Here is a 26,813-nt window from a genome sequence, read left to right on the forward strand (position 1 = left end):
TGGCCATGGCCTTGCTTACCCTGGGCGTGGCCTGGGCCTGGCGTGTGACGACCGAGCCGCCGCTGTTGGAGGCCGTGGTGCGCAATGCCGCTGGCGAGGTGGTGGGCGCGGGGGCGCTGCGCCGCCATGGCCCCCACCCCGATGGGCGCGAGCCGCCGCCCGGTGAACCCGGCCCGCATTCGCCCGACGGGCTGCGCCCGCCGCCGCCCGGTGGCCCGGGCGCCGGGCCGGCCGATGGGGACGGCCCTCCACGCGGCGACGGTCCGCCACTGGAAGCGGTGCGTCATGGCCCGGAGTTCGTGGTCACCATGCACAACGGCGAGGTGCTCAATGTGCACCTGCCGCGCCCGCCGCGCAATTTCTGGAGCCGCCCGCCCTTCGGCTTTTTCTGGACCCTGGGCCTGGCTGCGGTGGCGGTGGCCCTGGCCACCTACCCCATCATCCGCAAGCTGACCCGGCGCCTGGAGCAATTGCAGCGCGGCGTGGAACGCTGGGGCGACGGCGACCTGTCGGTGCGTGTTCCAGTCAAGGGTCATGACGAAGTGGCCTACCTGGCGGGGCGCTTCAACCTGGCCGCCGAGCGCATCGAAACCCTGATGCAGTCGCACAAGAAGCTGCTGGCCAATGCCTCACACGAGCTGCGTTCGCCGCTGGCGCGCATCCGCATGGGGGTGGAGTTGCTGGGTGAACAGGCGTCGCCGGCTTTTCGTGACGAGATCAAGCGCAACATCGGCGAGCTGGATCAGCTGATCGACGAGATCCTGCTGGCCAGCCGGCTCGACGCCAGTGAGGCCGACATGGGCACGCTGGAGAAGGTCGACCTGATCGGCCTGGCTGCGGAAGAGGCGTCGCGCGTGGATGCGGATCTGGAGGCCGCCGAGGACAGCGGTGAACTGGTGGTCAACGGGGTGTCCAGGCTGATGCGGCGTGCCGTGCGCAACCTGCTCGAGAACGCGCGCCGCTACGGCCGTGGCGATATCTCGGTGCACCTGTCACGCCAAGGCCCGATGATTTTGCTGGCCGTGTGCGACCGGGGCCCGGGCGTACCGCCCGAGCAGCGCGAGCGCATCTTCGAGCCCTTCTACCGCCTCCCCGGCGCGAGCGAGCGCGAAGGCGGCGTGGGCCTGGGGCTGGCGCTGGTCAAGTCGATTGCCGAGCGCCACGGCGGCACCGTGCACTGCGAAGACCGCGAGGGCGGTGGGGCCCGCTTTGTGCTGACCCTGCCCAGCGCGGGCTGATCCCGGCCCCTGCCTGGGGGCAGGTCGGGGCTCTCAGGTCCCCCCGACGTAGGGGTTGCTCTGGCGTTCGCGCCCGAAAGTGCTCTCGGGCCCATGCCCGGGGATGAACACCGTGTCGTCACCCATGGGCCACAGACGCTGGGTGATGCTGTCTATCAACTGCTGGTGGTTGCCCTGCGGAAAGTCGGTGCGCCCGATGCTGCCGGCAAACAGCACATCGCCCACGAAGGCCCGTTTGATTTCGGGCGAGTAGAACACCACATGGCCCGGCGTGTGCCCCGGGCAGTGCCGCACCTGCAGCGTGTGGCGCCCGATCTGCACCGTATCGCCGTCGGCCAGCCAGCGCGTGGGCGTGAAGGCCTCGGCCACCGGGAAGCCGAACATCCGGCTTTGCTCGGGCAGGCCATCAATCCAGAACTGATCGCCCGGATGCGGCCCGACGATGGGCAGCTGCAGTCGCCGGGCCAGCTCGCCAGTGCCGCCGGCATGGTCGATGTGGGCATGGGTCAGCCAGATCTGCTCCAGCTTCAGGCCCAGGCGCTCGACTTCGGCCAGCAAACGGTCCAGATCGCCACCGGGGTCGATCACAGCGGCCTGCCGGGTTTCATCGCACCAGACCAGGGAGCAGTTCTGCTGAAAGGCGGTGACGGGGAGGGTGAGGTAGTGGAGCATGGCTTGCAAAAAAGAGGGGGATGGACTCCGTGGGCCCGACCTGGGGATGAAGGTCGGCGCCCAGCCTGGGTCGCATTGTGCCTGTCACCGCCTCGGGGCCGCCCGAGGCGGTGTGGCTTGGATTTCGTTACTTAGGTACGAATTTGTAGCGTCTAGGTAGAAATCCTAGGCAGTCAATGCAATTTCGTATTGGGATTGATTTTTTTCGTACCAAAGTCGATTGAGCGCATCGGTATCGTTCAAACCATCGATGCTGGCTGCAAAAAAGCATTGACGACGCGAACCCCAATCGATTCCCCAAGAGGAGACAAGCCATGAAACAACACACCCGTCTGGCCCTGACGGCGGCCCTGGCCCTGGCCGTCAGCGCGACGGCCCAGGCCGAGACCGAACTGGTGATTGCCACGGTCAACAACGGCCACATGATCGAAATGCAGAAGCTGGGCAAGAACTTCGAGCAGGCCAACCCCGACATCAAGCTCAAATGGGTCACCCTGGAAGAGGGCACGCTGCGTCAGCGCGTCACCACCGACATCGCCACCAAGGGCGGCCAGTTCGACGTCATGACCATCGGCATGTACGAAACCCCGATCTGGGGCAAGAAAGGTTGGCTGCAAGAGGTCAAACCCGCCGCCACGTACGACGTGGACGACCTGCTGCCGGCCATGCGCCATGGCCTGTCGGTGGACAGCAAGCTGTTTGCCGTACCTTTCTATGGCGAAAGCTCCATGCTCATGTACCGCAAGGATCTTGCCGACAAGGTCGGTGTGACCGTGCCCGAGCGCCCCACCTGGAACGAGGTTCGCGACCTGGCTGCCAAGATCCATGACCCCAAGAACGGGGTCTATGGCATCTGCCTGCGGGGCAAGCCGGGCTGGGGCGACAACATGGCCTTTCTGTCCACCATGGTCAACACCGCGGGCGGGCAATGGTTCGACATGGGCTGGAAGCCCCAGATCGACAGCACGCCCTGGCACGACGCGGTCAATTTCTATGTCGACCTGCTGAGGAAGTACGGCCCGCCGGGCTCGTCGGCCAACAGCTTCAACGAGATCCTGGCGCTGTACAACGAAGGCAAGTGCGGCATGTGGGTGGACGCCACCATCGCCGCCTCGTTTGTCAGCGATCCCAAGCAGTCCAAGGTGGCCGACAAGGTGGCGTTTGCCCAGGCCCCGACCCTGGTCACGCCCAAGGGCGCCAACTGGCTGTGGGCCTGGGCCCTGGCCATTCCGGCCGGCTCGCAGAAGGTCGATGCGGCCCAGAAGTTCATCAACTGGGCCACGTCCAAGGAGTACATCCAGTTGGTGGCCAAGACCAACGGTTGGGCCAGCGTGCCCACGGGGACCCGCAAGAGCACCTATGCGACCCCCGAGTTCCAGAAGGCGGCTCGCTTCGCGGCCGCCGAAAAGACCGCCATCGACAGCGCCAACCCGAACGACAGCACCCTGCCCAAGTCGCCCTATGTGGGCGTGCAGTTTGCCGCCATCCCCGAGTTCCAGGCCATCGGCATTTCGGTGGGGCAGCAGATGAGTGCGGCGCTGGCCGGCAAGGTGACGGTCGATGCCGCGCTGAAGACCTCGCAGGCGGCGGCCGAGCGCGAGATGAAGAAGGCCGGCTACTACAAGTGAGCTGAGGCCGCATTCGCCGGTGTGGTGCCTGTGCGGGGCGCCACACCTTTCGACTTTGCCCATCGTCTGAAGAAACCCGCCCCATGAAACGACTGCTGCCCCGGCTGCTGCTGACCCCGGCGGTGCTGAGCCTGTTCCTGTGGATGATCGTCCCTCTGGGGATGACGATCTACTTCTCGCTCATCCGCTACAACCTCATGCAGCCCGACCAGACCGGCTTTGCCGGGCTGGAGAACTTCGAGTACTTCCTCACCGATCCCTCCTTCGGGACCGCGGTGATGAACACCCTGCTGCTGCTGGGCAGCGTGATCCTCATCACCACGGTGCTGGGCATTGCTCTGGCCCTGCTGATCGACGCCCCTTTTCCGGGGCGCGGCCTGGTGCGCCTGCTGCTGATCTCGCCGTTTTTCGTCATGCCCACCGTGAACGCCCTGCTGTGGAAGCACATGATGATGAACCCCATCTATGGCGTGCTGGCCCAGGTCTGGCAGTTCTTCGGCGCCACGCCGGTCGACTGGCTGACTGATTACCCGCTGCTGGCCGTGGTCATCATGGTGGCCTGGCAATGGCTGCCCTTTGCCACGCTGATCTTCATGACCGCGTTGCAGAGCATGAACCGCGAGCAGATCGAGGCGGCCCGCATGGACGGCGCCAACTACCTGCAGCAGTTGCGTTACCTCTACCTGCCGCACCTGGGGCGCTCGGTGGCCGTGGTGGTGATGATCGAGCTGATTTTTCTGCTCAGCGTGTTTGCCGAGATCTACACCACCACCGGGGGCGGGCCAGGCGATGCCAGCACCAATGTGGCCTTCCTGATCTTCAAGCAGGCCCTGCTCAATTTCGATGCCGGCGTGGCCTCGGCCGGCGCGCTGTTCGCCGTGGTGCTGGCCAACATCGCCGCTGCTTTCATGATCCGCCTGGTTGGCAAGAACCTCGACAAGTGAGCCCAGCATGTCGCGATCCACTTCTTTTTCGCCCGCGCTGATGCTGCGCACCCTGGTGGCCTGGGGCATCACCCTGCTGCTGTTTTTTCCCTTGGGGTGGCTGGTACTGACCGCCTTCAAGACCGAGATGCAGGCCATTGCCGTGCCACCGCTGCTGGCGTTCAGCCCAACGCTGGACAACTTCCGTGAGGTGCAACTGCGCAGCGACTACCTGCTGTATGCCAGCAACTCGGCCATCACCAGTGTCCTGTCCACCCTGTTGGGCCTGGCCATCGCGGCGCCGGCCGCCTATTCGATGGCTTTCTTCAAGAGCGCCCGCACCAAGGACCTCCTGATGTGGATGCTGTCCACCAAGATGATGCCTGCCGTGGGCGCCCTGGTGCCGGTGTACGTGATGGCCCAGCACAGCGGGCTGCTCGACACCCGGCTGGGCCTGGTGATTCTCTTCACCCTGTCCAACCTGCCCATCATGGTGTGGATGCTGTACTCGCACTTCAAGGACATCCCGCACGAGATCCTGGAGGCTGCCCGCATGGATGGCGCCACCCTGTGGCAGGAGCTGCGCCTGGTGCTGCTGCCCCTGGGCCTGGGTGGGCTGGCGTCAACCGGCCTGCTGTGCCTGGTGCTGTCGTGGAACGAGGCCTTCTGGAGCCTCAACCTCAGCTCGGCCAAGGCGGGCACGCTGGCCACGCTGATTGCCAGCTATTCCAGCCCTGAAGGCCTGTTCTGGGCCAAGTTGTCGGCCGCTTCGCTGCTGGCCATCGCGCCCATCGTCGTGTTTGGCTGGTTCAGCCAGAAGCAGCTGGTGCAGGGCCTGACCTTCGGCGCCGTCAAGTAAACCCTTTCAAGAGATTTCCCCATGGCCTATCTGCAACTGCATGGCATTGAAAAATTCTTTGGCGAGCACCGCGCCATCAAGGGCATCGACCTGCACATCGAGCAGGGCGAGTTCATCGTTTTCGTCGGCCCCTCGGGATGCGGCAAATCCACCTTGCTGCGCCTGATCGCGGGCCTGGAGAGCAGCGACGGCGGCCGCCTGATGCTGGATGGGCGCGACATCACCGAGCAGCCCTCCAGCAAGCGCGATCTGGCCATGGTGTTCCAGAGCTACGCGCTGTACCCGCACATGAGCGTGTTCGAGAACATGAGCTTTGCCCTCAAGCTGGCCAAGGCCGACCCCGCCGTGATTCGCGACAAAGTGGAGCGTGCGGCCCACATCCTCAACCTGGGACCCTACCTGCAGCGCACCCCCAAGGAGCTCTCGGGCGGCCAGCGCCAGCGCGTGGCGATCGGCCGCGCCATCGTGCGTGCGCCCAAGGTGTTCTTGTTCGATGAGCCGCTGTCCAACCTCGACGCGGCCCTGCGTGGCCAGACCCGGGTCGAGATCGCCAAGCTGCATCGCGAGCTGGGGGCCACCACCATCTACGTCACCCACGATCAGGTCGAGGCCATGACCCTGGCCGACCGGGTGGTGGTGCTGCGCGACGGGCAGATCGAGCAGGTCGGCACCCCGCTGGAGTTGTACGACCGCCCCGCCAACCAGTTCGTGGCCCAGTTCATCGGTACGCCGAAAATGAACGTGGTGGCCGCTCAACTGCTGCCGGCCCAGCCGGGCTGGGACCTGCCTGCGGGCGGCTCGGTGGGGCTGCGCCCCGAGCACCTGAGCCTGTGCCCGCCGGGCCAGGGCCCGTTGCGCGGCCGGGTGGAACTGCTGGAGGCCCTGGGGGCTGAGACCTTGATCTATGTCGGTACCCCCGAAGGTGCTCAGCTGGTGGCCCGCCAGAACAGCCGCAGCGCCCTGAAGGCGGGCGATGAGGTGGGCTTGCAGATCGATTTCGATGCGGCCCACCTTTTTGACGCCCAGGGCCGCATCACCCGCACTGGCCTGGCCCGCGAAGCCCTGAGCCATTGACTGATCCCAGACCGACCCATTCCTTTTTTCCCATGGCCGACCACGACACCCCTTTCCTCATGCTCCACCTGGGGCTGGGCTCATTCCACCGCGCCCATCAGGCCGTCTACCTGCATCAGTTGCAGCAACTCGGCGACCGCCGCTGGGCCCTGGCTGCCGGCAACCTGCGCCCCGACATGGCTGACACGATCGAGGCCCTGCAGGCCCAGCACGGCGCCTACACCCTGGAGACCGTGAGCCCGCAAGGCGAGCGGGTGTATCAGCGCATCACGGCTTTGCAGACCGTGGTGCCGTACGACCCGGCACTCAGCGGGCTGATCCGGCTTGGGAGCGACGCGCGCACCGGCATCATCTCCTTCACCGTCACCGAGGCGGGCTACTACCTCGACTCGGCCAACCGGCTGGAGTTGGCCCAGGCCGATTTGCAGGCCGACCTGCTGGCCGCCCGGCAGGGCCGGGCCGGCAGCACGATCTACGGCGCCTTGTGCGCCATCCTGCGTGAGCGCATGCGCCTGGGAGGCGGCCCGGTGACCCTGCTGAACTGCGACAACCTGCGCCACAACGGCGACCGCTCCCGCAGCGGGCTGCTTCAGTTCATCGAGCAGCTGGGTGACACCGCCTTGTCGGGCTGGGTGCAGCGCCACACCAGCAGCCCCAACGCCATGGTCGACCGCATCACGCCGCGACCCACGCCCGCGGTGCGTGAGCGCGTGGCTGCCGCCACCGGTGTGGACGACCCGGCGGCCCTGATGGGCGAAAGCTTCATCCAGTGGGTGATCGAAGACCGCTTTGTGGCGGGGCGGCCCGAATGGGAGCGGGTAGGGGTCGAGATGGTGGGCTCGGTCCAGGCCCATGAAGAGGCCAAGATCCGCCTGCTCAATGCCACCCACAGCTGCATCGCCTGGGCCGGTACCCTGCTGGGCCTGACCTGCATCCACGAGGGCACACTGCACCCGGTGATCCGCCGCCTGGCCTACGACTACGTCACCGACGATGTGATCCCGGTGCTCGACACCCCCGAGCACCCCAGCCCCATCGACCTGGCCCGCTACCGCGATGTGGTGCTGGAGCGTTTCGGCAACCCGGCCATCGCCGACACCAACCAGCGCGTGGCCATGGATGGCTTCTCGAAGATCCCGGGCTTCATCGTGCCCACGGTGCGCGAGCGGCTGGCCGCAGGGGCCAGCATCCGCAGCGTGGCGGTGCTGCCGGCCCTGTTCCTGGCCTACCTGCAGCGCTGGCATCAGGGGCGCATTCACTACGTCTACCAGGACCAGGCGATGGACCCGGCCCAGGCCCACACCGTCTGCGAGGCGGCCGACCCGGTACGGGCGTTCGCCGCCCTGCCCACGTTGTGGGGCGACCTGGCCGGCGACCGCCGCCTGGTGGCCGCCCTGCGCGAAGCCAGCCAGCGCGTCACCCAATTCATCGAGGAGCAAAAGGCATGAGCGAGCGACTGAAGCACAAGCACGCCCTGTTGACCGGGGCCGCCGGCGGCATCGGCCTGGCGGTGACCGGGGCCTACCTGGCCCAAGGGGCGCACTGCACCGTGGCCGACATCGGGGCCCAGCCTACGCCCGAGTTGGCGGCCCTGATGCAGCGCCACCCCGAGGCCCTGCACTACCAGCAGGCCGATGTGACCCGGCTGGCCCAGATCGACACCCTGATCGAGCAGGCCCGCAGCCGCTACGGGGCCATCACCACCTTGTTCAACAACGCGGCCATTTTTGACATGGCCCCCTTGTTCGACAGCCACGAGGCGATGTACGACCGGATCTTTGCGGTCAATGTGAAGGGCGCCTTCTTTGTGATGCAGAAGGTGCTGGCCCACATGGTGGCCGAGGGCGTGCACGGCGGCGCGGTCATCAACATGGCCTCGCAGGCCGGGCGCCGGGGCGAGGCCCTGGTGTCTCACTACTGCGCCAGCAAGGCTGCCGTCATCAGCTACACCCAGAGTGCCGCCCTGGCCATGGCACCGCACGGCATCCGGGTCAACGGAATTTCGCCCGGCGTGATCGACACCCCCATGTGGCAGCATGTCGATGCCCTGTTCGCCCGCTACGAGCACCTGGCCCCGGGCGAAAAGAAAAAGCAGGTGGGCGCCGCCGTGCCTCTGGGGCACATGGGCCAGCCCACCGACCTGTGCGGGGCCGCCGTGTTCCTGGCCAGCGACGAGGCGGCTTACATCACGGCCCAGACCCTCAACGTCGATGGCGGTAATGTGATGTCCTGAGCCTTGTCCTGAGTCCGTCCTGTTCCGAGTCCACCCTGCTGCGCCGCCATGTCCACCAAACCCCGCCAGCTCAAGCCCGAGCTTGAACACGACTACAGCCGCCCGACCGAGCTGGGCTACGAGGCGCCCGATGAGGTCGGGCTGATCCGCTGCCTGTCGCACGGCTTTCCCACGCCGCTGGCCCGTTGGCACTACCACGACGAATACGAGCTGCACCTGATCACAGCCACCACCGGCAAGGCCTTTGTGGGGGACTGGATCGGCCAGTTCCAGCCCGGCCACCTGGTGCTGACCGGGCCGCGCCTGCCGCACAACTGGGTGAGCGTCGATGTGCCCGAGGGCGGTGTGCCGCAGCGCGATCTGGTGATCCAGTTCCGCCATGAGCCCATCGAGCAGGGCAGCCAGCAGATTCCGGAGCTGCGTGAGCTGCTGCCCCTGCTGGAGCGGGCCCGCCATGGCATCGAGTTCTTCGGCCTGCAGCAGCAGGCGACCGAGCACTGGCACTGCATCAAGCGCCTGCAGGGCCTGGCGCGGTTTGCCGCCTTCTGTGATTTCATGGCCGAGTTGGGGCGCTGCACCGACTTCAGGCTGCTGTCGAGCGCCCGGCTGCAGAGCGAGGACAACGACGCCCAGCTCGACCAGATCAATGCCATCCTGATGCGCATCACCGACCGCCTCAGCGAGCCGGTGTCGGCCACCGAACTGGCGGCAGAGCTGGACATGAGCGAGAGCCGCTTCTCGCGCTTCTTCCGCCGCGCCACCGGCAACACCTTCACCGACTTCGTCAGCCATGTGCGGGTGAATCGCGCCTGCCAGTTGCTGATGGAGTCGGATCGTCTCATCACCCACATTGCCTATGAAGTGGGTTTCAACAACATGGCCAACTTCAACCGGCGCTTTCTCGACATCAAGGGCATGACCCCCAGCGAGTACCGGCGCCAGGTGGACAAGCGCTTTGGCCTCAAGACCTGAAAGGCCGTGCCCATGTACCTCGGAATCGATCTCGGCACCTCGGGTGTCAAGGCCTGCCTGCTCGACCCTGAGCTGGGGATGATGGCCTGTGCCGACGCGGCCCTGACCTTGCAACTGCCCCGCGAGGGCTGGAGCGAGCAGGCCCCGCAGGCCTGGTGGAAGGCGGTGGAGCAGGCGCTGCAGCGCCTGCGCGCCCAGGCCCCGGCAGCCTGGGGCAGCGTGCAGGCGTTGGGCCTGTCGGGCCAGATGCATGGTGCCGTGCTGCTCGACGCCCAGGACCGGGTGCTGCGCCCGGCCATTCTGTGGAACGACGGCCGCAGCGAAGCCGAATGTGCCGAACTGGAGGCCCTGGCCCCTGGGCTGCACACGGTGGCCGGCAACCTGGCCATGCCGGGCTTCACCGCACCCAAATTGCTGTGGCTGCGCCGCCATGAGCCGGCGCTGTTCGAGCGCACGCGCCGCGTGTTGCTGCCCAAGGACTGGCTGCGCCTGCAGATGACGGGCGAGGCCGTCAGCGAGATGTCCGACGCCTCGGGCACGCTGTGGCTGGATGTGGGGCGGCGCTGCTGGAGCGAGCCCTTGCTGGCAGCCTGTGGCCTGGGCCTGTCGCACATGCCTCGGCTGGTCGAGGGCGATCAGGTGTCGGGCCTGCTGCGGTCCGTGCTGGCCGAGCGCTGGGGCCTGCCGGCCGGTGTGCGGGTGGCGGGTGGCGGGGGCGACAACGCCGCCAGCGCCATCGGTGTGGGGGCGGTTCGGGCGGGGCAGGGGCTGGTGTCGCTGGGCACCTCAGGCGTGGTGTTCCGCGTCTGCGACGCGTTCCGGCCCCTCACGGATCAGGCCGTGCACACCTTTGCCCATGCTCTGGCGGGGCGCTGGCACCAGATGTCGGTGATGCTCAGCGCCGCCAGTGCCCTGAGTTGGCTGCGGCGCCTGACCGGCGTGGCCGATGAGGCCGAACTGAGCCGCCTGGCAGGTCGCTTGAGCCTGGCTGAGCGGGCCGAGGCGCCCTTGTTTCTGCCCTACCTCGGGGGCGAGCGCACCCCTCACAACAATCCTCAGGCCAGTGGCGTGTTCTTGGGCCTGCGCAGCCGCCACGGGCCGGCGGATCTGGCCTGGTCGGTGATGGAGGGGGTGGGCTTCGGCCTGCTTGACGGTCTGCAGGCGATGGGCCCGTCGCCCAGTCAAGCGCCAGCGGCCTTCTCGCTGGTGGGGGGCGGGGCGCGCAGCGATGTCTGGGCCGGTCTGCTGGCCAGCGGCCTGGGCTGCCCCTTGCTGCGGCCCGTCGGGGCCGATGCAGCGGCGGCCCTGGGCGCGGCACGCCTGGCCTGGCTGGCCGATGGCGGCGACGAAGCCACCGTGTGCCAGGCCCTGCCCACCCAGGCCTGTTTCGAGCCTGAGCCCGAGCTGCAGGCGCTGCTGCAGGCGCGCCATCCACGTTTTCGAGCCGCCTACCCGGCGCTGCAGGCCCTGTTTTGAGCCTTTTCCTGACCCCTGTGACGGACCCCGCTTCCGAACCCATTGCCCGACTGCCATGACCGAATCCCCTTTGCCACTGCGCGTGGCTGTTGCCGGCGAAGCCTTGATTGACCTGGTGGGCCTGGCCGACGGCCACTACCAACCCTGTCTGGGCGGGGCGGTGTACAACCTGGCCCGCGCCCTGGCCTGCCAGAGCGTGGGCACGCTGTACCTGAACCCGTTTTCACGTGACCGCTTTGGCCGTGAACTGCAGGCCCAGTTGTTGCGCGATGGCGTGCGTCTCGCGCAAGCCGAGCCCGTGCCCCAGGCCACCTCGCTGGCCTTGGTGGGGCTCAATGCCGACGGGCACCCTGATTACGCCTTCTACCGTGAGGGCGTGGCCGACCGGCAGGTCAGTGCGCAGGGGCTGGCCCAGGCCCTGCGGCCTCATGACAGCCTGGAGCTGGTCTGCACCGGCGGCCTGGCGCTGGATGCCCGCGATGCGGGCATCTACCTGCCCTGGCTGCAAGCCCAGCGTGCGGCCGGGCGCGGTGTGGTGGTGGACGCCAACCTGAGACCCTCGGTGATGCCGGATCTGCAGGCCTACCGACAGCATGTGCTGGCGGTGCTGGCCCAGGCCCACATCGTGAAGGTCAGTGACGAAGACTTGCTGCACCTGGCGCTGCCCGGCGACACGGCACTGGAGCGTGCAGTGCACTTGCAGCGCCAATCGGGCTGCCCTTGGCTGCTGCTGACCCTGGGGGCCGAGGGGGCCTGTCTGTTGACCAGGCCGGGGGCGGCCTGGCAGGCGCGTGAGACCGATGCCTTGACAGTGGTCGATACCGTGGGGGCGGGCGACAGCTTTCTGGCGGGCCTGCTGGCGGCCTTGCTGCAGCGCTTGCCTTCACCGCTGGAGGCGTCGAACTGGGCCGACCGCCTGCAGCGCTTGTCGGGCGACGATGCGCAGGCCCTGCTCGGCCATGCCCTGGCCTGTGCCAGCCTGTGCGTGCAGCAGCGCGGCTGTGTGCCGCCACACTGGGCCGAGGCCCAGGCCTGGCGGGCGCAGCACAGCTTGCAGTCCCGGGCCTTGGCGCTGCCGCACTGAGCGCTCAAGCCCCGGCCACCGCGGCGCTCACAGGTTGGTAGCCGCCAGCACCTCGTTCAGGTCGGTCAGGCCGTGCAGCATCTTGTCGATGCCGTCCTGGCGCAGGGTCTTCATGCCGGCGGCCAGGGCGCTCTGGCGCAGCTCGCTGCCGCTGGCGCGGTGGCGGATCTGGCCGCGGATGGTGTCATTGCTCAGCATCAGCTCGTGCAGCCCCAGCCGGCCCTGGTAGCCATGGTGCTCGCAGTGCGGGCAGCCGGCTTCGTGGGCGCGGTACAGCATCAGGCCTTGTGGCCCCCGGCCGTGGGTGTGTTGCCATTGCTCGACCTGGTGCTGAACATCTTCAGCGCTGGGTTGGGCCACACCATCGCAGGCGCTGAGCAGGTACTGACGGGCCAGGCCCTGCAGTGCCTCGGTGGTGGCGGGCTGGGCTTCGCGGCAATGCGGGCACAGCCGGCGCACCAGGCGCTGGGCCAGGATGGCCAGCAGCGAGTCGGAGAAGTTGAAGGGGTCGAGCCCGATCTCCAGCAGACGCCCGACGCTTTCGGGGGCCGAGTTGGTGTGCAGGGTGGACAACACCAGGTGGCCGGTGAGCGAGGCCTCGATTGCGATGCGGGCGGTCTCCTCGTCGCGCATCTCGCCGATCATGATCACGTCGGGGTCGGCACGCAAAAAGGTGCGCATGGCGGCGGCAAAGGTCCAGCCGATGCGCGGGTTGATCTGCACCTGACGCAGGCCCTCCTGGGTGATCTCGACCGGGTCTTCTGCGGTCCAGATCTTGCGGTCCTCGGTGTTGATGTCGCGGATCAGCGAGTGCAGGGTGGTGGTCTTGCCGCAGCCCGTGGGGCCGCAGACCAGGATCAGGCCGTAGCTTTTCTGGGCCATGGCGCGCAGGGCCAGCAGGTTGTCGGGGTTCAGGCCGATGCTGTCCAGCGGAAGCGGGCGGTGGCTGCCCAACAGGCGCAGCACCACGTCCTCCAGGCCCTGCGAGGTGGGCACGGTGACCATGCGCATCTCCAGGCGTGAGTTGCCAAAGCGCGAGAAGTCGATCTTGCCGTCCTGCGGCTTGCGGTGCTCCGAGATGTCCAGCCCGGCCATGATCTTGAGCCGGGTGACGAGTGCGAAACGCCAGTGGCAGGGCACTTCGAGGTAGTTGATCAGGCGGCCATCCACGCGCAGCCGGATGCGCACCGGTGCCGGTGCGGGCTGCATCTCGATGTGGATGTCCGAGGCCCGGTGGGCCTGGGCCTCGCTGATCAGGGTGTTGATCAGGCGCACCAGGGTGTTGTCCGATTCGCTGACCTGGGTCGGGTCGACGTGGGTTTCCACGTCGCCGGCAGGCGCCAGTTCACTGGCCAGCGCGTGCGCGTCGAGCACCTTGGGGGCGTCCGCCGTGGCCGGGGTGCCCGTTGGTCCGGTGGTGCCGGTCCGACGCGGATAGAAGCGCGCGATGGTAGGCTGCAAGGTACCGGGGGCGGCCAGGGCCGGCAGCAGGCGGTGCTGGGTCAGGAAGCGCAGCTCATCGAGCAGGCGTTGATCCCAGGGGTCGGCCATCAGCAGCACCAGCACCTCGTCTTCGAGCAGCAGCGGCAGCACGGATTCACGTTCGGCCACATGGTGGGGCACCAGGGCCAGTGCGGCGGGGTCGGGTGAGAGCTGGCGCGGGTCGATCACGGGGCTGCCCAGCCAGGCCGCAATGGCGGCCTGCAATTGCGCCTCGCTCAGAATGCCGTTGCGCACCAGAATCTGGCCGAGCAGGGTCCTGTCCTGGTGTTCACCCGCGGGGGCGTTGTGCCGTTGCTTTTGCTGGTGGGCCAGGGCGCTTTCGATGGTGGCGCGTCCGACCAGCCCGCTTTGCTGCAGGGCCTCACCCAGGTGCCGGGCCCGGCTCAGGGTGGGGTGGTGGGCATGCAGGCCGTCCCAGAGTTCGCGGCTGGTCGCGGGGCGCAGAGGTGGGTTCAAAGCGGTGGCTGGCGGTGCAGTCATGAAGGCGCGATCAAAAAAAGGACTTGGTGGGTTTCAGGTCCTGGCCCTTCTTGCTGGGGCCCTGTCACCTGATCGCGTCCTTCCCGGGCCCTGTGCAGCACAGGGTCAGCGCGTGATGTAACTATATGTTAAAGCTTGTGTGAGCCTGGGTGTGTTATCAGACCTCGGCAGGTGGGGTCATGGCGACTTCGCCGGCCCCCACTGTGCTCACGGCCTGCTCGTGCAGCCGGTGCCGTCAGGGGGCGAGACTCGAAAATGACCTGCATGACGATCTCCAGTGAGTGAATGGCGTCTCAAAGACTGGGGGGCAATGACTTCATTGAAAGCAGATAATTTCGCATCAAGGTTCCTGAAAATACAGAGCTTTCGTCATGAGCGCCTCTTTCAATTACAAGCACCTGTATTACTTCTGGGTGGTCGCCAAGGAGGGCGGTATCTCCAAGGCGGCCGAGCGGTTGGGCATGGCGGTGCAGACCATCAGTGCCCAGGTCCGAGAGCTGGAGCGTTCGTTGGGCTATGCGCTGCTCAAACCGGCCGGGCGAGGGCTGGTGCTGACCGATGCGGGCATGGCCGCCATGCAGCAGGCGGACCAGATCTTCCAGCTCGGCGAGAGCCTGCCCACCCGCGTGCGCGATGCGGTCAGCGCGCCCATGGTGCGGCTGGCCGTGGGGATTTGTGACGGCTTGTCCAAGCTGGTGGTGCGCAGCCTCTTGAACCCGATCATGGAGGTCACGCACCTGCGCCTGCTGTGCCATGAAGGCGAACTGGACGACCTGCTCGGTGAATTGGCGCTGCACCGGCTCGATGTGGTGCTGTCCGACCGGCCGGCACCCGTCAATCCGAACATCAAGCTCTACAGCCACCTCATGGGCACCTCGTCGATCGCCTGGTATGGCACGGCGGCCATGGCCCAGTCTTGCAGCCGCCACTTCCCGGCCAGCCTGGCCGATGTGCCGGTGCTGCTGCCCACGGGCCACACGGCCTTGCGGGCCCGCCTGGATCAGTGGTTCGAGCAGCAGGGGGTGCGGCCCCGGGTAGTCGGTGAGTTCGAGGACAGTGCGCTGCTGAAGACCTTCGGCGCCAGTGGCATGGGGGTGTTTCCGGCTTCCGAGCTGGCGCATGAGGATCTGCAGTCCCACTACCCGGTGCGCCGCATTGGCCCTTGCGAGGGGGTGACCGAGCATTTCTATGCCATTGGCACCGAGCGCAAGGTGCAGCACCCCATCGTGCAGCGGCTGCTGCAGGCGGCGGCCTGAGGCCGGGCTCTCAGGCGGTCTGCTGGATCCCGGCCAGCACCCAGCCGCCGGCACCTGCCAGGGGCTTGCTCAGGTTCCAGACCTCGTCGAACACCTCATCGTCGATGCCCGCGCCGTAGCGGATGAAGCCGGTGAAGCGGACGCTCACCAGGTAGCGCGGGGGTTCTTGCGCCACGTCGAGCACCTGGGCCTCGAGTTGCAGGACTTCACCGCGTTGCGGGGCTGCGCCACGCTCTCCGAATTCCTGTTGCAATTGGGCCAGCATCTCCGGCGTGGTGAACTCGCGCAGGGCGTCAAGCTGGCCGCTGTCATAGGCCGCCTGGAGCCGGACGAAGTTGGACTTGGCATGGTGCTCGAAGCCCGCCCGATCGAAGTCCGCCGGAATCGCGGCTTGTTGAGCCACCGGTTGCAGGGCCGAGCCGATGAGCGAGCCGGACCCGGTGCCCAGTGGGCTGGATGGCGTCGCAACTTTGTAGGCGTTCTGCGGCTGCGTGGCTTGAGGCGCGGTGGCGTAGGGCGCACCGGGGCCGACCCCTGGGGCGACTTGAGGACCGATGGCGGCCGGCATCAGGCCTGGAGCCGCTTGGCCAGTGCCCGGGCTGCCCTGGGCGCGCCGGCGCAGCACGAAGCCGATCACGGCCATGACGGCGACGGCCAGCAAGCCCATCATCATCATGGAGGCCAACTGCTCGCCAAAGCCGAAGTGCGAGGCCAAGGCCGCCAGGCCCAGGCCGGCGGCGAGGCCGGCCAGCGGCCCGGCCCAGGAGGGCTTGCGGGCTGCGGCCGTGCCGGCGGCAGCGGCTGGCGTGGCCGCTGTTGCGGGCGCCGCGCTGGGGTTGGCCTGGGTGGCCGGGCTGGACGGGGCCTTGTTCTGCACCGCCTCGCGTTGGGTGCCGACGGACTTGCCGCCGCCCATGCGTTTGGCGGCCTCGGCGTCCATGGAGGCGGTCGCCAGGCCCAGCGACAGCACCACGGCCAGTGCGGTTAAGAGTTTCTTCATGGTCTGCTCCTGGATGAAAAATGATCCTGGGCGCAGCGTAAGCAGGAAGACGCTCAAAAAAAAGCTGGGTTTAGTGGATCCTCATTCCTAAAAAACCTGAATCAAATCCGGTGCTGCTCAGCCCGTTGGCGGCTGGCCGGGCGCCATCGATGGGCGGCGCGGTGTCAGAGCGCCAGCTCGTACTCCACCGTGATCGGTGCGTGGTCGCTGAACTTCTCGCCCTTGTAGATGGCCTCGGTGCGCGCGGTCTCGGCGATGGCGGGGGTGGCCAGGTGGTAGTCCAGGCGCCAGCCCACGTTCTTGGCGTAGGCCTGGCCGCGGTTGCTCCACCAGGTGTAGCAGGCCTCGGTGGTGTCGGGCTGCAGGCGGCGGTAGACGTCGACCACGCCATCGGCCAGCAACTGGGTCATCCAGGCGCGTTCTTCGGGCAGAAAGCCACTGTTCTTCTGGTTGCCCTTCCAGTTTTTCAGGTCGGCTTGCTGATGGGCGATGTTGATGTCGCCGCACAGCACGAAGTCGCGCTGTTGCTTCAGGGCCATCAAGTGCGGGTGCATCAGCGCCAGGAAGCGGAACTTGGCCTGCTGGCGCTCCTCGCCCGAAGAGCCGCTGGGGAAGTAGCTGCTGATGACCGAGAACTTGCGCTGGGGGGTGTCAAAGCGCAATTCGACATAGCGACCTTCGGCATCGAACTCGCCGCCATCGAAGCCGACCACCACGTCGCTGGGCGCGTGACGGGTGTAGACGCCCACGCCTGAATAGCCCTTTTTCTCGGCCAGATGAAAGTACCCCTTGAGCTGCGCGAGCTCTTCGAAGCGGCCGGCCAGGTCGGGGGCCTGGGCCTTGATCTCCTGCACACAAATACAATCCGGCTGGGTGGCCGCAATCCAGGCTTCGACGCCCTTGGTGGTGGCCGAACGGATGCCGTTGAGATTGAGGCTGGTTAATTTGAACAAGGAATTCCCCATGGTGGTTGAGAGCGTGCAAGGGTCTGGTCAAGACCTGCTGGCCCAGGATTTTGTGCAGTTTGCGGTGGATGCAGGGGTGCTGCGCTTTGGTGAATTCAAGACCAAGGCGGGCCGCCTGAGCCCCTACTTCTTCAATGCCGGGCTGTTTGACGATGGCGCCAAGCTGGGCCGTCTGGCCGAATTCTATGCAAAACGGATCCTGGAAAGCGGCATCGAGTTCGACATGATTTTTGGCCCGGCCTACAAAGGCATTCCACTGGCCGCGGCGGTCGCGATCGAGCTGGCCCGCCTGGGCCGCAACGTGCCCTTTGCCTACAACCGCAAAGAGGCCAAGGACCATGGCGAGGGCGGCACCCTGGTGGGCGCGCCGTTGAAGGGGCGGGTGCTGATCGTGGACGATGTGATGTCGGCCGGGACTGCCGCGCGCGAGTCGATTGCCATCATCCAGGCGGCCGGGGCCCAATCCCATGCCGTGGCCCTGGCCCTGGACCGTCAGGAGAAAGCCACCGAAAACGGGCAGGACGTGCCTTACAGCGCTGTGCAATATGTCCGGGATCGGCTGGGTTTGCAGGTTTGTGCCATCGCCAGGCTGGCGGACTTGTTACAGTATCTGCAACAAACCGGGCAGGGTGGTTCGGCGGCAGATCACGAGCGTGTTCTGGCCTATCGCCAACGCTACGGAGTCAGCGAAGGATAAAGAGTGACGATCAGGGTTTGGGCCGTGATGGGCTTGCTGGCAGTCCACAGTGGACTGCAGCTTGCCCATGCCCAAGCCATCTTCACCTGCGTGGACGGCAAGGGCCGTCGCATCACCTCAGACCGGCCCATTCCCGAGTGCCTGGACCGCGAGCAACGCGAGCTCAACCCCAGCGGGACCGTCAAACGCCAGATTCCCCCCAGCCAGACCGCCCAGGAGCGCGCCTCAGAGGAGGCTCGTCAACGCCAGGCCGAAGAGGAGCAGGCGCGGGTCCTGGAAGAAAAGCGCCGCGACCGCGCCCTGCTGGCGCGCTACCCAGACCGGGCTTCGCACGACGCGGAGCGTGGCGAGTCGCTGAAGCAGGTTGACGAGGTGGTGGTGTTGGCGCAGCGTCGCATCGATGATCTCAAGGCCCAGCGCAAGGCCATTGACACCGAGTTCGAGTTTTACCGCCACGACCCGAACAAAGCACCTTTGGCGCTGCGCATGCGGCGCCAGGACAACCTGGCGACCGAGCAGGCGCAACTGCGCTTCATCGAGGAGCAGGCGCAGGAGAAAAAACGCATCAATCAGCGTTTTGACCGCGAGCTGACGCGCCTGACCCTGCTCTGGGGTGGCGCCCGCTGAGCGCACCCGGGGCCGTGCGGGCCCCGGTGCTGACACAGGCGTAGGCGCTCGCTCTGGCCTCAGGCCAGTTTGCTCTTGAGCAGTTCGTTGACCTGGCCCGGGTTGGCCTTGCCCTTGCTGGCCTTCATCACCTGGCCCACCAGGGCGTTGAAAGCCTTGTCCTTGCCGGCCTTGTACTGCGCCACGTTGTCGGCGTTGGCGGCAATCACCTCGTCGATGATCTTCTCGAGCGCGCCCGAGTCGTTCATCTGCTTGAGGCCCTTGGCTTCGATCACGGCGTCGACTTCGCTGGCCTCGCCACTCCAGAGCGCTTCAAACACTTGCTTGCCGGCGTTGTTGGAGATGGTGCCATCGGCAATGCGGCCCACCAGGGCCGCCAGCTGGGCCGCGCTCACGGCAGCGGTCTCGATGCTGGCTTCGCCGCTGTTGAGGCGGCGTGACAGCTCGCCCATCACCCAGTTACTGACCAGCTTGGGCTGGCCGCTGGCCTTGGCCGCCGACTCGAAGTAGGCCGCCATGGCCTTGCTCTGGGTCAGGGTGGTGGCGTCGTACTCGGGCAGGCCGTAGTCGGCCACGAAGCGGGCGGCCATGGTGCGCGGCAGCTCGGTCATGGCCGCCTTCACGCGCTGCACCCATTCGTCGGCGATCACCAGTGGGGGCAGGTCGGGGTCCGGGAAGTAGCGGTAATCGGCTGCGTCTTCCTTGGTGCGCATGGCGCGGGTTTCGCCGGTGTCGGGATCGAACAGCACGGTGGCCTGCTGGATGGCATGGCCGTCTTCGATCTGGTCGATCTGCCAGCGCACCTCGTAGTCGATGGCTTGCTGCATGAACTTGAAGCTGTTCAGGTTCTTGATCTCGCGGCGGGTGCCCAGGGGCTGGCCGGGTTTGCGCACCGACACGTTGGCGTCGCAGCGGAAGCTGCCTTCCTGCATGTTGCCGTCGCAGATGCCGATCCAGGTGACGATCTTGTGCAGCTCTTTGGCGTAGGCCACGGCTTCGTCGCTGGAGCGCATGTCGGGCTCGGTCACGATCTCCAGCAGCGGCGTGCCGGCACGGTTCAGGTCGATGCCCGACTGACCGATGAAGTCTTCGTGCAGCGATTTGCCGGCATCTTCTTCAAGGTGGGCGCGTACCAGACGCACCGTCTTCTTCTCGTCACCGAGGAAGAACTCGACCTGGCCGCCGACCACCACCGGGATCTCGAACTGGCTGATCTGGTAGCCCTTGGGCAGGTCCGGGTAGAAGTAGTTCTTGCGCGCGAAGATGCTTTTGGGCGAGATGTGCGAGCCGATCGCCAGGCCGAACTCGATGGCGCGTTCGACGGCGCCCTTGTTCATCACCGGCAGCGTGCCGGGCAGGGCCAGGTCCACGGCGCAGGCCTGGGTGTTGGGTTCGGCACCAAAGGCCGTGGGCGCTCGGCTGAAGATCTTGCTCTGGGTGGAGAGCTGGGCATGGGTTTCGAAGCCGATCACGACTTCGTAGCCGTGCACGAGTTTGGGTTGACTGCTCATGATCAGATGCTCTCCGGACGGCGGAGGTGGAAGTCAGTGGCTTGCTGGAAGCGGTGGGCGGCGTTCAGCAGACGGGTTTCGCCGAAGTAGTTGCCGATCAGCTGCAGGCCCACGGGCATGCCGCCTTCGCCGAAGCCGGCCGGCAGGCTCATGCCGGGCAGGCCGGCCAGCGAGCCGGGCAGGGTGAAGATGTCGGCCAGGTAGTTGGCCACCGGGTCGGCTGATTTCTCGCCCAGCTTCCAGGCCACGGTGGGGGCCACCGGGCCGGCGATCACGTCGCATTGCTTGAAGGCCTGCTGGAAGTCGTCGGCAATCATGCGGCGGATCTTCTGCGCCTGCAGGTAGTAGGCGTCGTAGTAACCGTGCGACAGCACATAGGCACCGATCATGATGCGGCGCTTGACCTCGTCGCCAAAGCCTTCGGCGCGGGTCTTCTTGTACATGTCGGTCAGGTCGCCGTAGTCCTTGGCGCGGTGGCCGAACTTCACGCCGTCGAAGCGGCTCAGGTTCGAGCTGGCCTCGGCCGGGGCGATGATGTAGTAGACCGGGATGGACAGTTCGGTGCGCGGCAGGCTGATCGGCACCAGGGTGGCGCCCAGCTTCTCATACTCTTTCAGGGCGGCGTCGACGGCGGCACGCACATCAGGGGCCAGGCCTTCGCCAAAGAACTCGGCCGGCACGCCAATGCGCAGGCCTTCGATCGAGTCGTTCAGACCACGCGAAAAGTCTTCGGCCGGCACGTCGAGCGAGGTCGAGTCGCGGTCCGGGTCGGGGCCGCAGATCGCCGACAGCAGCAGGGCGCAGTCTTCGGCGCTGCGGGCCATGGGGCCGGCCTGGTCCAGGCTGGAGGCGAAGGCGATCATGCCGTAGCGTGAGGCCCGGCCATAGGTGGGCTTGATGCCGGTGATGCCGCAGAAACTGGCGGGCTGGCGGATCGAGCCGCCGGTGTCGGTGCCGGTCACGGCCGGGGCCAGGCGGGCCGCCACGGCCGCGGCGCTGCCACCCGACGAGCCGCCGGGCACGCGGTTGCGGTCCCAGGGGTTGCGCACCGGGGCGGGCTGCTCGAAGCCCAGCGGGGCGATGGCCGAGTTCTCATTGGCCGAACCCATGGCGAACTCGTCACAGTTGAGCTTGCCCAGGGTCACCGCGCCAGCATCGGCCAGCCGTGTGACCACGGTGGCGTCAAACGGCGACTGGTAGCCCGCCAGCATCTTGGAGCCGGCGGTGCTGGGGAAACTCTTTGTAACAAAAATATCTTTGTGTGCAATCGGCACACCGTCCAGGGCGCGGGCCTGGCCGGCCGCAATCCGCTCATCGGCGGCCCGGGCCTGGGCCAGGGTGGCCTCTTCGTTCAGGGCGACAAAAGCCCCGAGTTCAGGTGCGGCCTGGATGCGGCCGAGAAAATGCTGGGCCGCCTCGACGGCGGAAACTTCACGCTTCTGAAGCTGGCGGGCCAGTTCGGCCACGCTGAGGTCATGCAATGCAGGGGAGGTCATTCGAACGATTCCTTACTCGATCACCTTGGGCACCAGGAACAGGCCCCGCTCGACGGCGGGCGCGCTTTGCTGGTTGGCCTCGCGCTGGTTGGGCTCGCTGGCGATGTCGTCACGCAGGCGCAGCGCCACCTCCTGGATGGCGGCCACCGGGTGAGCCAGGGGCTCCAGACCGGTGGTGTCGACAGCGCGCATTTTTTCGACGATGTCAAAGAAACCATTGAGCTGGGTGAGCATGCGCTCGCTTTCGGCAGGTTGAAGTTCCAGCCGGGCCAGGTTGGCGATCCGGGCTATGTCCTGAGAGGTGAGGGCCATAGAGTTTGAGCGGGTGGTATCTGAAAAAAGCCGCTGTCGCAGCGGTGTTCCGAGGGGATCGGAGGAAGTTATTCACAGGGGATCGGGTATTATCCCGTCTTTGTCGCGTTACCCCCCAAAGTGCTGGTAATTGAGCTAAAAACCGCTCATTTTGACCCCTGGTGACCCTGTAACTGACCCCGAAAATTGAGGCGACGGCGGGCCGAAGCGCATGCCGTGCCTGAGAGGATTTTGAATGTTTGGAGCCTTCCGTCGGTATTTCTCCACCGACCTTGCCATTGACCTTGGCACTGCCAACACCCTGATCTTTGCCCGCGACAAGGGCATCGTGCTGGACGAACCCTCTGTGGTCGCCATCCGCCATGAAGGCGGCCCGCACGGCAAGAAGGTCATCCAGGCCGTGGGCCGTGAGGCCAAGGCCATGCTGGGCAAGGTGCCTGGCAACATCGAGGCCATCCGCCCCATGAAAGACGGCGTGATCGCCGATTTCGTGATCACCGAGCAGATGATCAAGCAGTTCATCAAGATGGTGCACCCGCGCACGTTGCTGGCCCCCAGCCCGCGCATCATCATCTGCGTGCCCTGTGGCTCCACCCAGGTTGAGCGTCGCGCCATCAAGGACGCGGCCGAGGCCGCAGGTGCCACCGCGGTGTACCTGATCGAAGAACCCATGGCGGCCGGCATCGGCGCCGGCCTGCCGGTGTCCGAAGCCAGCGGCTCGATGGTGGTGGACATTGGTGGCGGTACCACCGAAGTCGGCGTGATCTCGCTGGGCGGCATGGTCTACAAGGGCTCGGTCCGCGTGGGCGGCGACAAGTTCGACGAGGCCATCATCAATTACATCCGCCGCAACTACGGCATGCTGATCGGCGAGCCAACCGCTGAAGCCATCAAGAAGCAGATCGGTTCGGCCTTCCCGGGCTCTGAAGTGCGCGAGATGGAAGTCAAGGGCCGCAACCTCAGCGAAGGCGTGCCGCGCAGCTTCACCATCTCCAGCAACGAAGTGCTGGAGGCGCTGACCGACCCGCTCAACCAGATCGTCTCGGCCGTCAAGAACGCGCTGGAACAGACCCCGCCCGAACTGGGCGCCGACATTGCCGACCGCGGCATGATGCTGACCGGCGGTGGTGCTTTGCTGCGCGACCTGGACCGCCTGCTGGCCGAGGAAACCGGCCTGCCGGTGCTGGTCGCCGAAGACCCGCTGACCTGCGTGGTGCGCGGTTGCGGCATCGCGCTGGAGCGCATGGACCGTCTGGGCAGCATCTTCACGAGCGAATAACACCACCATGTCCGCACCAAGCCGGTTCGTCGTTCAGGCGGCCGGCTTTTTGCGATTCTGGTGACACCTGGGTCTAGCCGAACATGCCTCTGGGAACCCTGGACCGCAACGCGCCGTCGCTTTTCCGGCAAGGGCCAACACCGCTGACCCGGCTGTTGTTCTTCAGCGCCTTGTCGGTGTTTCTGATGGTGGCCGATGCGCGCTTTCACCTGACGCACCCTCTGCGGGCGGCGGTCGACACGGCCTTGTACCCGCTGCAATGGGTGGCCTTGCAACCGGTGCGGGCAAGCCAATCGGCGGCTGAGTACTTCGAGTCGCTGAATTCGGCACAGGCGATCGAAGAAGAGGCCCGCCGCAAGCTGGCCTTGCAGTCGCAGCGCGCCAACCAGGTCGAGCAACTGCAGCAGGAGAACACCCGCCTGCGCGAGCTGCTGGGGCTGCATGAGCGATTCAAATCCGAGGCCCAGGCGGCCGAGGTGCTGTACGACGCGCCCGACCCCTACACCCGCCGCGTCATCATCGACCGCGGGCAGCTCAAGGGCGTGGCGCTGGGCTCACCGGTGATCGACGAGGCCGGGGTGCTGGGCCAGGTGACACGGGTCGACCCGCTGCTGGCCGAGGTGACCCTGGTGATCGACCGCGATTTCGCGATTCCTGTGCTCAACACCCGCACCGGCGCGCGCAGCGTGGCCTATGGCGACCCGATCGCCAACGGTGGCGGCCTGGAGCTGCGCTACATGCCTGCCAATGCGGATGTGCAGGCCGGCGATCTGCTGTCCACCAGCGGGGTCGACGGCGTCTACCCGCCCGGCCTGCCGGTGGCCCGGGTGGACAAGGTGGAGCGCCGGGCCGATTCGGCCTTTGCGCGCATCCATTGCGTGCCCCTGGGCCTGGTGATGGCGTCGCGTCACGTGATGGTGCTGAGCCCCCTGGGCGACCAGGTGCCGCCGCGGCCGCAGCCCGAACCCGCCGCACCGCAGCGCAAGGGAGGCCGCAAATGATGGGCAAAGCGAGCGGCCAGCAGCTTTTGCTGCCAGCCAATCCGGTCTTCATCTGGACCTCCGTGGTGGTGGGCCTGCTGGTCAACCTGCTGCCGCTGGGCCGCATGCCGGGCATGCCCGATGTGCTGCTGCTGTTGCTGATGTTCTGGTCGGTGCATCAGCCCCAGCGGGTGGGTATTGGCGCGGGTTTTGTGCTGGGCCTGGTCATGGACGTGCACCAGTCGGCGCTGCTGGGGCAGCATGCCCTGGTCTATGCCGGCTTGAGTTACCTGGCCACGCAGATGCAACGCCGCCTGCTGTGGTTCAGTGTGCCGTCGCAGGCGCTGCAGTTGCTGCCATTGTTCCTGGGTGCGCACCTGGTCGAGCTGGCTTTGCGGGTGTTGCTGGGCGGCATCTTTCCGGGTTTCTGGTTCCTGCTGGCGGGCACGCTCGAGGCCTTGCTGTGGCCGCTGGCGTCCTGGGTGCTGCTGGCGCCTCAACGGCGTCCGCCGGATCGCGATGAAAACCGGCCGCTATGACCGAGCTGCGCAACGTCGAGGTCGACCTGTGGCGCTTCCGCACCCGTGTGGTGGCGGCGGGCGCGGTGGTGTTGATTTGTTTCTCTTTGCTGGTGGCCCGCCTGATCTACCTGCAGGTGGTGCGTCACGAGGACCTGGCCGAGCAGGCTGAGAACAACCGCACCGCGGTGGTGCCCATCGTGCCCAACCGCGGCCTGATCGTGGACCGCAATGGCGTGGTGCTGGCCACCAATTACTCGGCCTACACGCTGGAGATCACGCCCTCCAAGGCCGGCCCGCTGGACGAGGTGATCGATGGCCTGGCCACCGTGGTCGACATCCAGGCCCGCGACCGGCGTCGCTTCAAGAAGCTGGTCGAAGAGTCCAAGAGCTTCGAGTCGCTGCCCATCCGCACCCGGCTGTCAGACGAAGAGGTGGCTCGCTTTGCCGCCCAGCGCTTCCGCTTTCCGGGCGTCGAGATCAAGGCCCGGCTGTTTCGCAACTACCCCTATGGGCCGCTGGCCAGCCACGTGATCGGCTACATCGGCCGCGTCAACCAGAGGGAAAAGGAAGACATCCAGGATTCGGACGACGAAGCCAACTACCGAGGCACCGAGTACATCGGCAAGCTGGGCGTGGAGCAGAGCTTCGAGCGGCAGCTGCATGGGATCACCGGTGTCGAGCAGATGGAGACCTCGGCCGGTGGCCGCGCCGTGCGGCGCCTGGCCAGCCACCCGGCCACACCGGGCAACACCGTGATGCTGTCGATCGACATCAAGCTGCAGAAGCTGGTCGAAGACCTGTTCGGCGAGCGCCGGGGTGCCCTGGTGGCACTGGACCCCAAGACCGGCGAGGTGCTGGCCTTTGTCAGCAAGCCCACTTTCGACCCCAACCTGTTCGTGGACGGCATCGACCAGGAGAATTGGCAAGCCCTCAACGAGTCACCCGACAAGCCCCTGTTGAACCGGGCCTTGCGTGGCACCTACCCGCCGGGCTCCACCTACAAGCCCTTCATGGCCCTGGCCGCGCTGGAGACGGGCAAGCGCACGCCCCAGCAGACGATCTACGACCCGGGCTATTTCATGTTCGGCAACCACCGCTTCCGCGATGACAAGGAAGGCGGCCATGGCACGGTGGACATGTACAAGTCGATCGTGCAGTCGTGCGACACCTATTACTACATGCTGGCCAACGACATGGGCGTGGACCTGATCCACGACGAGATGCAGAAGTTCGGCTTTGGTGCGCTCACCGGCATCGACATCTTCGGTGAGGTGCGCGGCATCCTGCCCTCCACCGATTGGAAGCGCAACGCCTACAAGCGTCCTGAGCAGAAGCGTTGGTACTCGGGCGAGACCATCTCGCTGGGCATTGGCCAGGGCTACAACAACTTCACCATGCTGCAACTGGCCACGGCCACGGGCGTGCTGGCCAACAATGGCGTCAAGATGAAGCCGCACCTGGTCCGCCAGGTGACCGATGTGGTGACGCGCCAGTCGCAAGACACCCAGCAGGAAATCAAGGCCGAGTTGACCGCCAAGCCCGCCAACATCGCTGTCATTCGCAATGCGCTGGTGGGTGTGAACACCGAGGGCACCGGGGCCACGGCCTTCCGGGGCGCCGGCTATGTGGCCGCCGGCAAGACCGGCACCGCCCAGGTGGTGACGGTCAAGCAAAACGAAAAATACGACGCCGCCAAGCTGTCCGAGCGCTACCGCGATCACGCGCTGTACATGGCCTTTGCACCGGCCCAGGACCCGCAGATCGCCCTGGCCATGGTGGTCGAGAACGCGGGCTGGGGTGGGGCCACGGCAGCGCCCATCGCACGCCGGGTGTTCGACTACTGGCTGATGCAGCAATACCCCAGCGAGCCGGACCTGGCCGCCGTGCAGGCCGGCCAGGCCCAGACCCCGATAGGCACCCCGCGCAAGGTGTCGGAAGTGCCCGGGTTGCCCGATCTGTCGCAGGGCCAACTGCCGGCGCGCGGCAGCAGCCGTTGACGCACCGAGCGGGCGGCGGCGGGCCGCGGC

General features: G+C 66.6%; 24 protein-coding genes. 17 read left to right on the forward strand and 7 right to left on the reverse strand.

What is annotated here, in order from left to right:
• Positions 1 to 5 precede the first annotated feature (5 nt).
• Positions 6 to 1,238 (forward strand): HAMP domain-containing sensor histidine kinase, encoded by a 1,233-nt coding sequence (locus AC07PT_RS24780; RefSeq protein ID WP_494658501.1) that lies wholly within the window; start codon positions 6 to 8, stop codon positions 1,236 to 1,238.
• 33 nt (positions 1,239 to 1,271) lie between these two features.
• On the opposite strand, the gene AC07PT_RS24785 is transcribed toward AC07PT_RS24780, so the two are convergent.
• Positions 1,272 to 1,910, reverse strand: a complete 639-nt coding sequence (locus AC07PT_RS24785) for an MBL fold metallo-hydrolase (protein ID WP_492350095.1) — start codon at positions 1,908 to 1,910, stop codon at positions 1,272 to 1,274.
• A 314-nt stretch (positions 1,911 to 2,224) separates the two neighbouring features.
• On the opposite strand from AC07PT_RS24785, the gene AC07PT_RS24790 reads away from it, so the two are divergent.
• The 9 genes from AC07PT_RS24790 (at position 2,225) to AC07PT_RS24830 (ending at position 12,159) form a co-directional block, all read left to right on the forward strand.
• Positions 2,225 to 3,538 (forward strand): ABC transporter substrate-binding protein, encoded by a 1,314-nt coding sequence (locus AC07PT_RS24790; protein ID WP_494658477.1) that lies wholly within the window; start codon positions 2,225 to 2,227, stop codon positions 3,536 to 3,538.
• Between the two features lie 83 nt (positions 3,539 to 3,621).
• On the forward strand, positions 3,622 to 4,482 hold the full coding sequence (locus tag AC07PT_RS24795) for a carbohydrate ABC transporter permease (RefSeq protein ID WP_492350093.1): 861 nt from the start codon (positions 3,622 to 3,624) through the stop codon (positions 4,480 to 4,482).
• Between the two features lie 7 nt (positions 4,483 to 4,489).
• A complete protein-coding gene (locus tag AC07PT_RS24800) occupies positions 4,490 to 5,320 on the forward strand; it encodes a carbohydrate ABC transporter permease (protein ID WP_492350092.1) in 831 nt (276 codons plus the stop codon).
• Positions 5,321 to 5,341: 21 nt separating this feature from the next.
• A complete protein-coding gene (locus AC07PT_RS24805) occupies positions 5,342 to 6,394 on the forward strand; it encodes an ABC transporter ATP-binding protein (protein ID WP_494658478.1) in 1,053 nt (350 codons plus the stop codon).
• 32 nt (positions 6,395 to 6,426) lie between these two features.
• Positions 6,427 to 7,842: a D-arabinitol 4-dehydrogenase gene (gene dalD / locus AC07PT_RS24810; RefSeq protein ID WP_494658479.1), complete on the forward strand. Its 1,416-nt coding sequence runs from the start codon at positions 6,427 to 6,429 to the stop codon at positions 7,840 to 7,842.
• The gene (locus AC07PT_RS24815; protein ID WP_494658480.1) at positions 7,839 to 8,627 is read left to right on the forward strand and encodes an L-iditol 2-dehydrogenase; all 789 of its coding nucleotides are present in this window, start codon (positions 7,839 to 7,841) and stop codon (positions 8,625 to 8,627) included. Before dalD ends, AC07PT_RS24815 begins: the two co-directional genes overlap by 4 nt.
• 48 nt (positions 8,628 to 8,675) lie before the next feature.
• Positions 8,676 to 9,599 (forward strand): AraC family transcriptional regulator, encoded by a 924-nt coding sequence (locus AC07PT_RS24820; RefSeq protein ID WP_494658481.1) that lies wholly within the window; start codon positions 8,676 to 8,678, stop codon positions 9,597 to 9,599.
• Between the two features lie 12 nt (positions 9,600 to 9,611).
• The gene (xylB, locus tag AC07PT_RS24825; RefSeq protein WP_494658482.1) at positions 9,612 to 11,075 is read left to right on the forward strand and encodes a xylulokinase; all 1,464 of its coding nucleotides are present in this window, start codon (positions 9,612 to 9,614) and stop codon (positions 11,073 to 11,075) included.
• Positions 11,076 to 11,130: 55 nt separating this feature from the next.
• Entirely contained in the window at positions 11,131 to 12,159 is a 1,029-nt protein-coding gene (locus tag AC07PT_RS24830; RefSeq protein WP_494658483.1) for a PfkB family carbohydrate kinase, read from the forward strand.
• Positions 12,160 to 12,186: 27 nt separating this feature from the next.
• Here the strand turns inward: AC07PT_RS24830 and AC07PT_RS24835 are convergent, their stop codons facing one another.
• The gene (locus AC07PT_RS24835) at positions 12,187 to 14,142 is read right to left on the reverse strand and encodes a GspE/PulE family protein (protein ID WP_492350085.1); all 1,956 of its coding nucleotides are present in this window, start codon (positions 14,140 to 14,142) and stop codon (positions 12,187 to 12,189) included.
• Positions 14,143 to 14,513: 371 nt separating this feature from the next.
• Between AC07PT_RS24835 and AC07PT_RS24840 the strand changes: the two genes are divergently transcribed.
• Complete coding sequence (locus AC07PT_RS24840) at positions 14,514 to 15,398, forward strand: LysR family transcriptional regulator (RefSeq protein ID WP_492350084.1); 885 nt, start codon at positions 14,514 to 14,516, stop codon at positions 15,396 to 15,398.
• A gap of 10 nt (positions 15,399 to 15,408) precedes the next feature.
• Here AC07PT_RS24840 and AC07PT_RS24845 read toward each other — a convergent pair whose 3' ends face one another.
• Both AC07PT_RS24845 and AC07PT_RS24850 read right to left on the reverse strand, forming a co-directional pair.
• Positions 15,409 to 16,398, reverse strand: a complete 990-nt coding sequence (locus AC07PT_RS24845) for a Tim44 domain-containing protein (RefSeq protein WP_494658484.1) — start codon at positions 16,396 to 16,398, stop codon at positions 15,409 to 15,411.
• 164 nt (positions 16,399 to 16,562) lie between these two features.
• Positions 16,563 to 17,351: an exodeoxyribonuclease III gene (locus AC07PT_RS24850; RefSeq protein ID WP_492350082.1), complete on the reverse strand. Its 789-nt coding sequence runs from the start codon at positions 17,349 to 17,351 to the stop codon at positions 16,563 to 16,565.
• Positions 17,352 to 17,361: 10 nt separating this feature from the next.
• On the opposite strand from AC07PT_RS24850, the gene pyrE reads away from it, so the two are divergent.
• Positions 17,362 to 18,060: an orotate phosphoribosyltransferase gene (gene pyrE / locus AC07PT_RS24855; protein ID WP_494658485.1), complete on the forward strand. Its 699-nt coding sequence runs from the start codon at positions 17,362 to 17,364 to the stop codon at positions 18,058 to 18,060.
• Between the two features lie 3 nt (positions 18,061 to 18,063).
• Entirely contained in the window at positions 18,064 to 18,687 is a 624-nt protein-coding gene (locus tag AC07PT_RS24860; RefSeq protein WP_492350080.1) for a DUF4124 domain-containing protein, read from the forward strand.
• A gap of 59 nt (positions 18,688 to 18,746) precedes the next feature.
• Here the strand turns inward: AC07PT_RS24860 and gatB are convergent, their stop codons facing one another.
• The 3 genes from gatB to gatC are packed head-to-tail and all read right to left on the reverse strand — an operon-like array spanning position 18,747 to position 22,006.
• Positions 18,747 to 20,198, reverse strand: a complete 1,452-nt coding sequence (gene gatB / locus AC07PT_RS24865; RefSeq protein ID WP_494658486.1) for an Asp-tRNA(Asn)/Glu-tRNA(Gln) amidotransferase subunit GatB — start codon at positions 20,196 to 20,198, stop codon at positions 18,747 to 18,749.
• Positions 20,199 to 20,200: 2 nt separating this feature from the next.
• Positions 20,201 to 21,694, reverse strand: coding sequence for an Asp-tRNA(Asn)/Glu-tRNA(Gln) amidotransferase subunit GatA (gene gatA, locus AC07PT_RS24870; protein ID WP_492350078.1), 1,494 nt, complete (start codon positions 21,692 to 21,694; stop codon positions 20,201 to 20,203).
• 12 nt (positions 21,695 to 21,706) lie between these two features.
• Positions 21,707 to 22,006 carry an Asp-tRNA(Asn)/Glu-tRNA(Gln) amidotransferase subunit GatC gene (gatC, locus tag AC07PT_RS24875; protein WP_019577859.1) on the reverse strand — a complete coding sequence of 100 codons (300 nt, stop codon included), beginning with the start codon at positions 22,004 to 22,006 and terminating at the stop codon, positions 21,707 to 21,709.
• A gap of 235 nt (positions 22,007 to 22,241) precedes the next feature.
• Here gatC and AC07PT_RS24880 point away from each other — a divergent pair, with 235 nt between their 5' ends.
• From AC07PT_RS24880 to mrdA, 4 genes are all read left to right on the forward strand, one after another.
• Positions 22,242 to 23,285, forward strand: a complete 1,044-nt coding sequence (locus AC07PT_RS24880) for a rod shape-determining protein (RefSeq protein ID WP_019577858.1) — start codon at positions 22,242 to 22,244, stop codon at positions 23,283 to 23,285.
• A gap of 83 nt (positions 23,286 to 23,368) precedes the next feature.
• Positions 23,369 to 24,286 (forward strand): rod shape-determining protein MreC, encoded by a 918-nt coding sequence (gene mreC, locus AC07PT_RS24885; RefSeq protein WP_492350077.1) that lies wholly within the window; start codon positions 23,369 to 23,371, stop codon positions 24,284 to 24,286.
• Positions 24,283 to 24,804 (forward strand): rod shape-determining protein MreD, encoded by a 522-nt coding sequence (gene mreD / locus AC07PT_RS24890; protein ID WP_492350076.1) that lies wholly within the window; start codon positions 24,283 to 24,285, stop codon positions 24,802 to 24,804. Before mreC ends, mreD begins: the two co-directional genes overlap by 4 nt.
• A complete protein-coding gene (gene mrdA, locus AC07PT_RS24895; protein ID WP_492350075.1) occupies positions 24,801 to 26,783 on the forward strand; it encodes a penicillin-binding protein 2 in 1,983 nt (660 codons plus the stop codon). The genes mreD and mrdA overlap by 4 nt, the downstream gene beginning before the upstream one ends.
• The last annotated feature ends 30 nt before the right edge of the window (positions 26,784 to 26,813 follow it).

Source organism: Curvibacter sp. GW821-FHT09D12, from assembly GCF_059416245.1.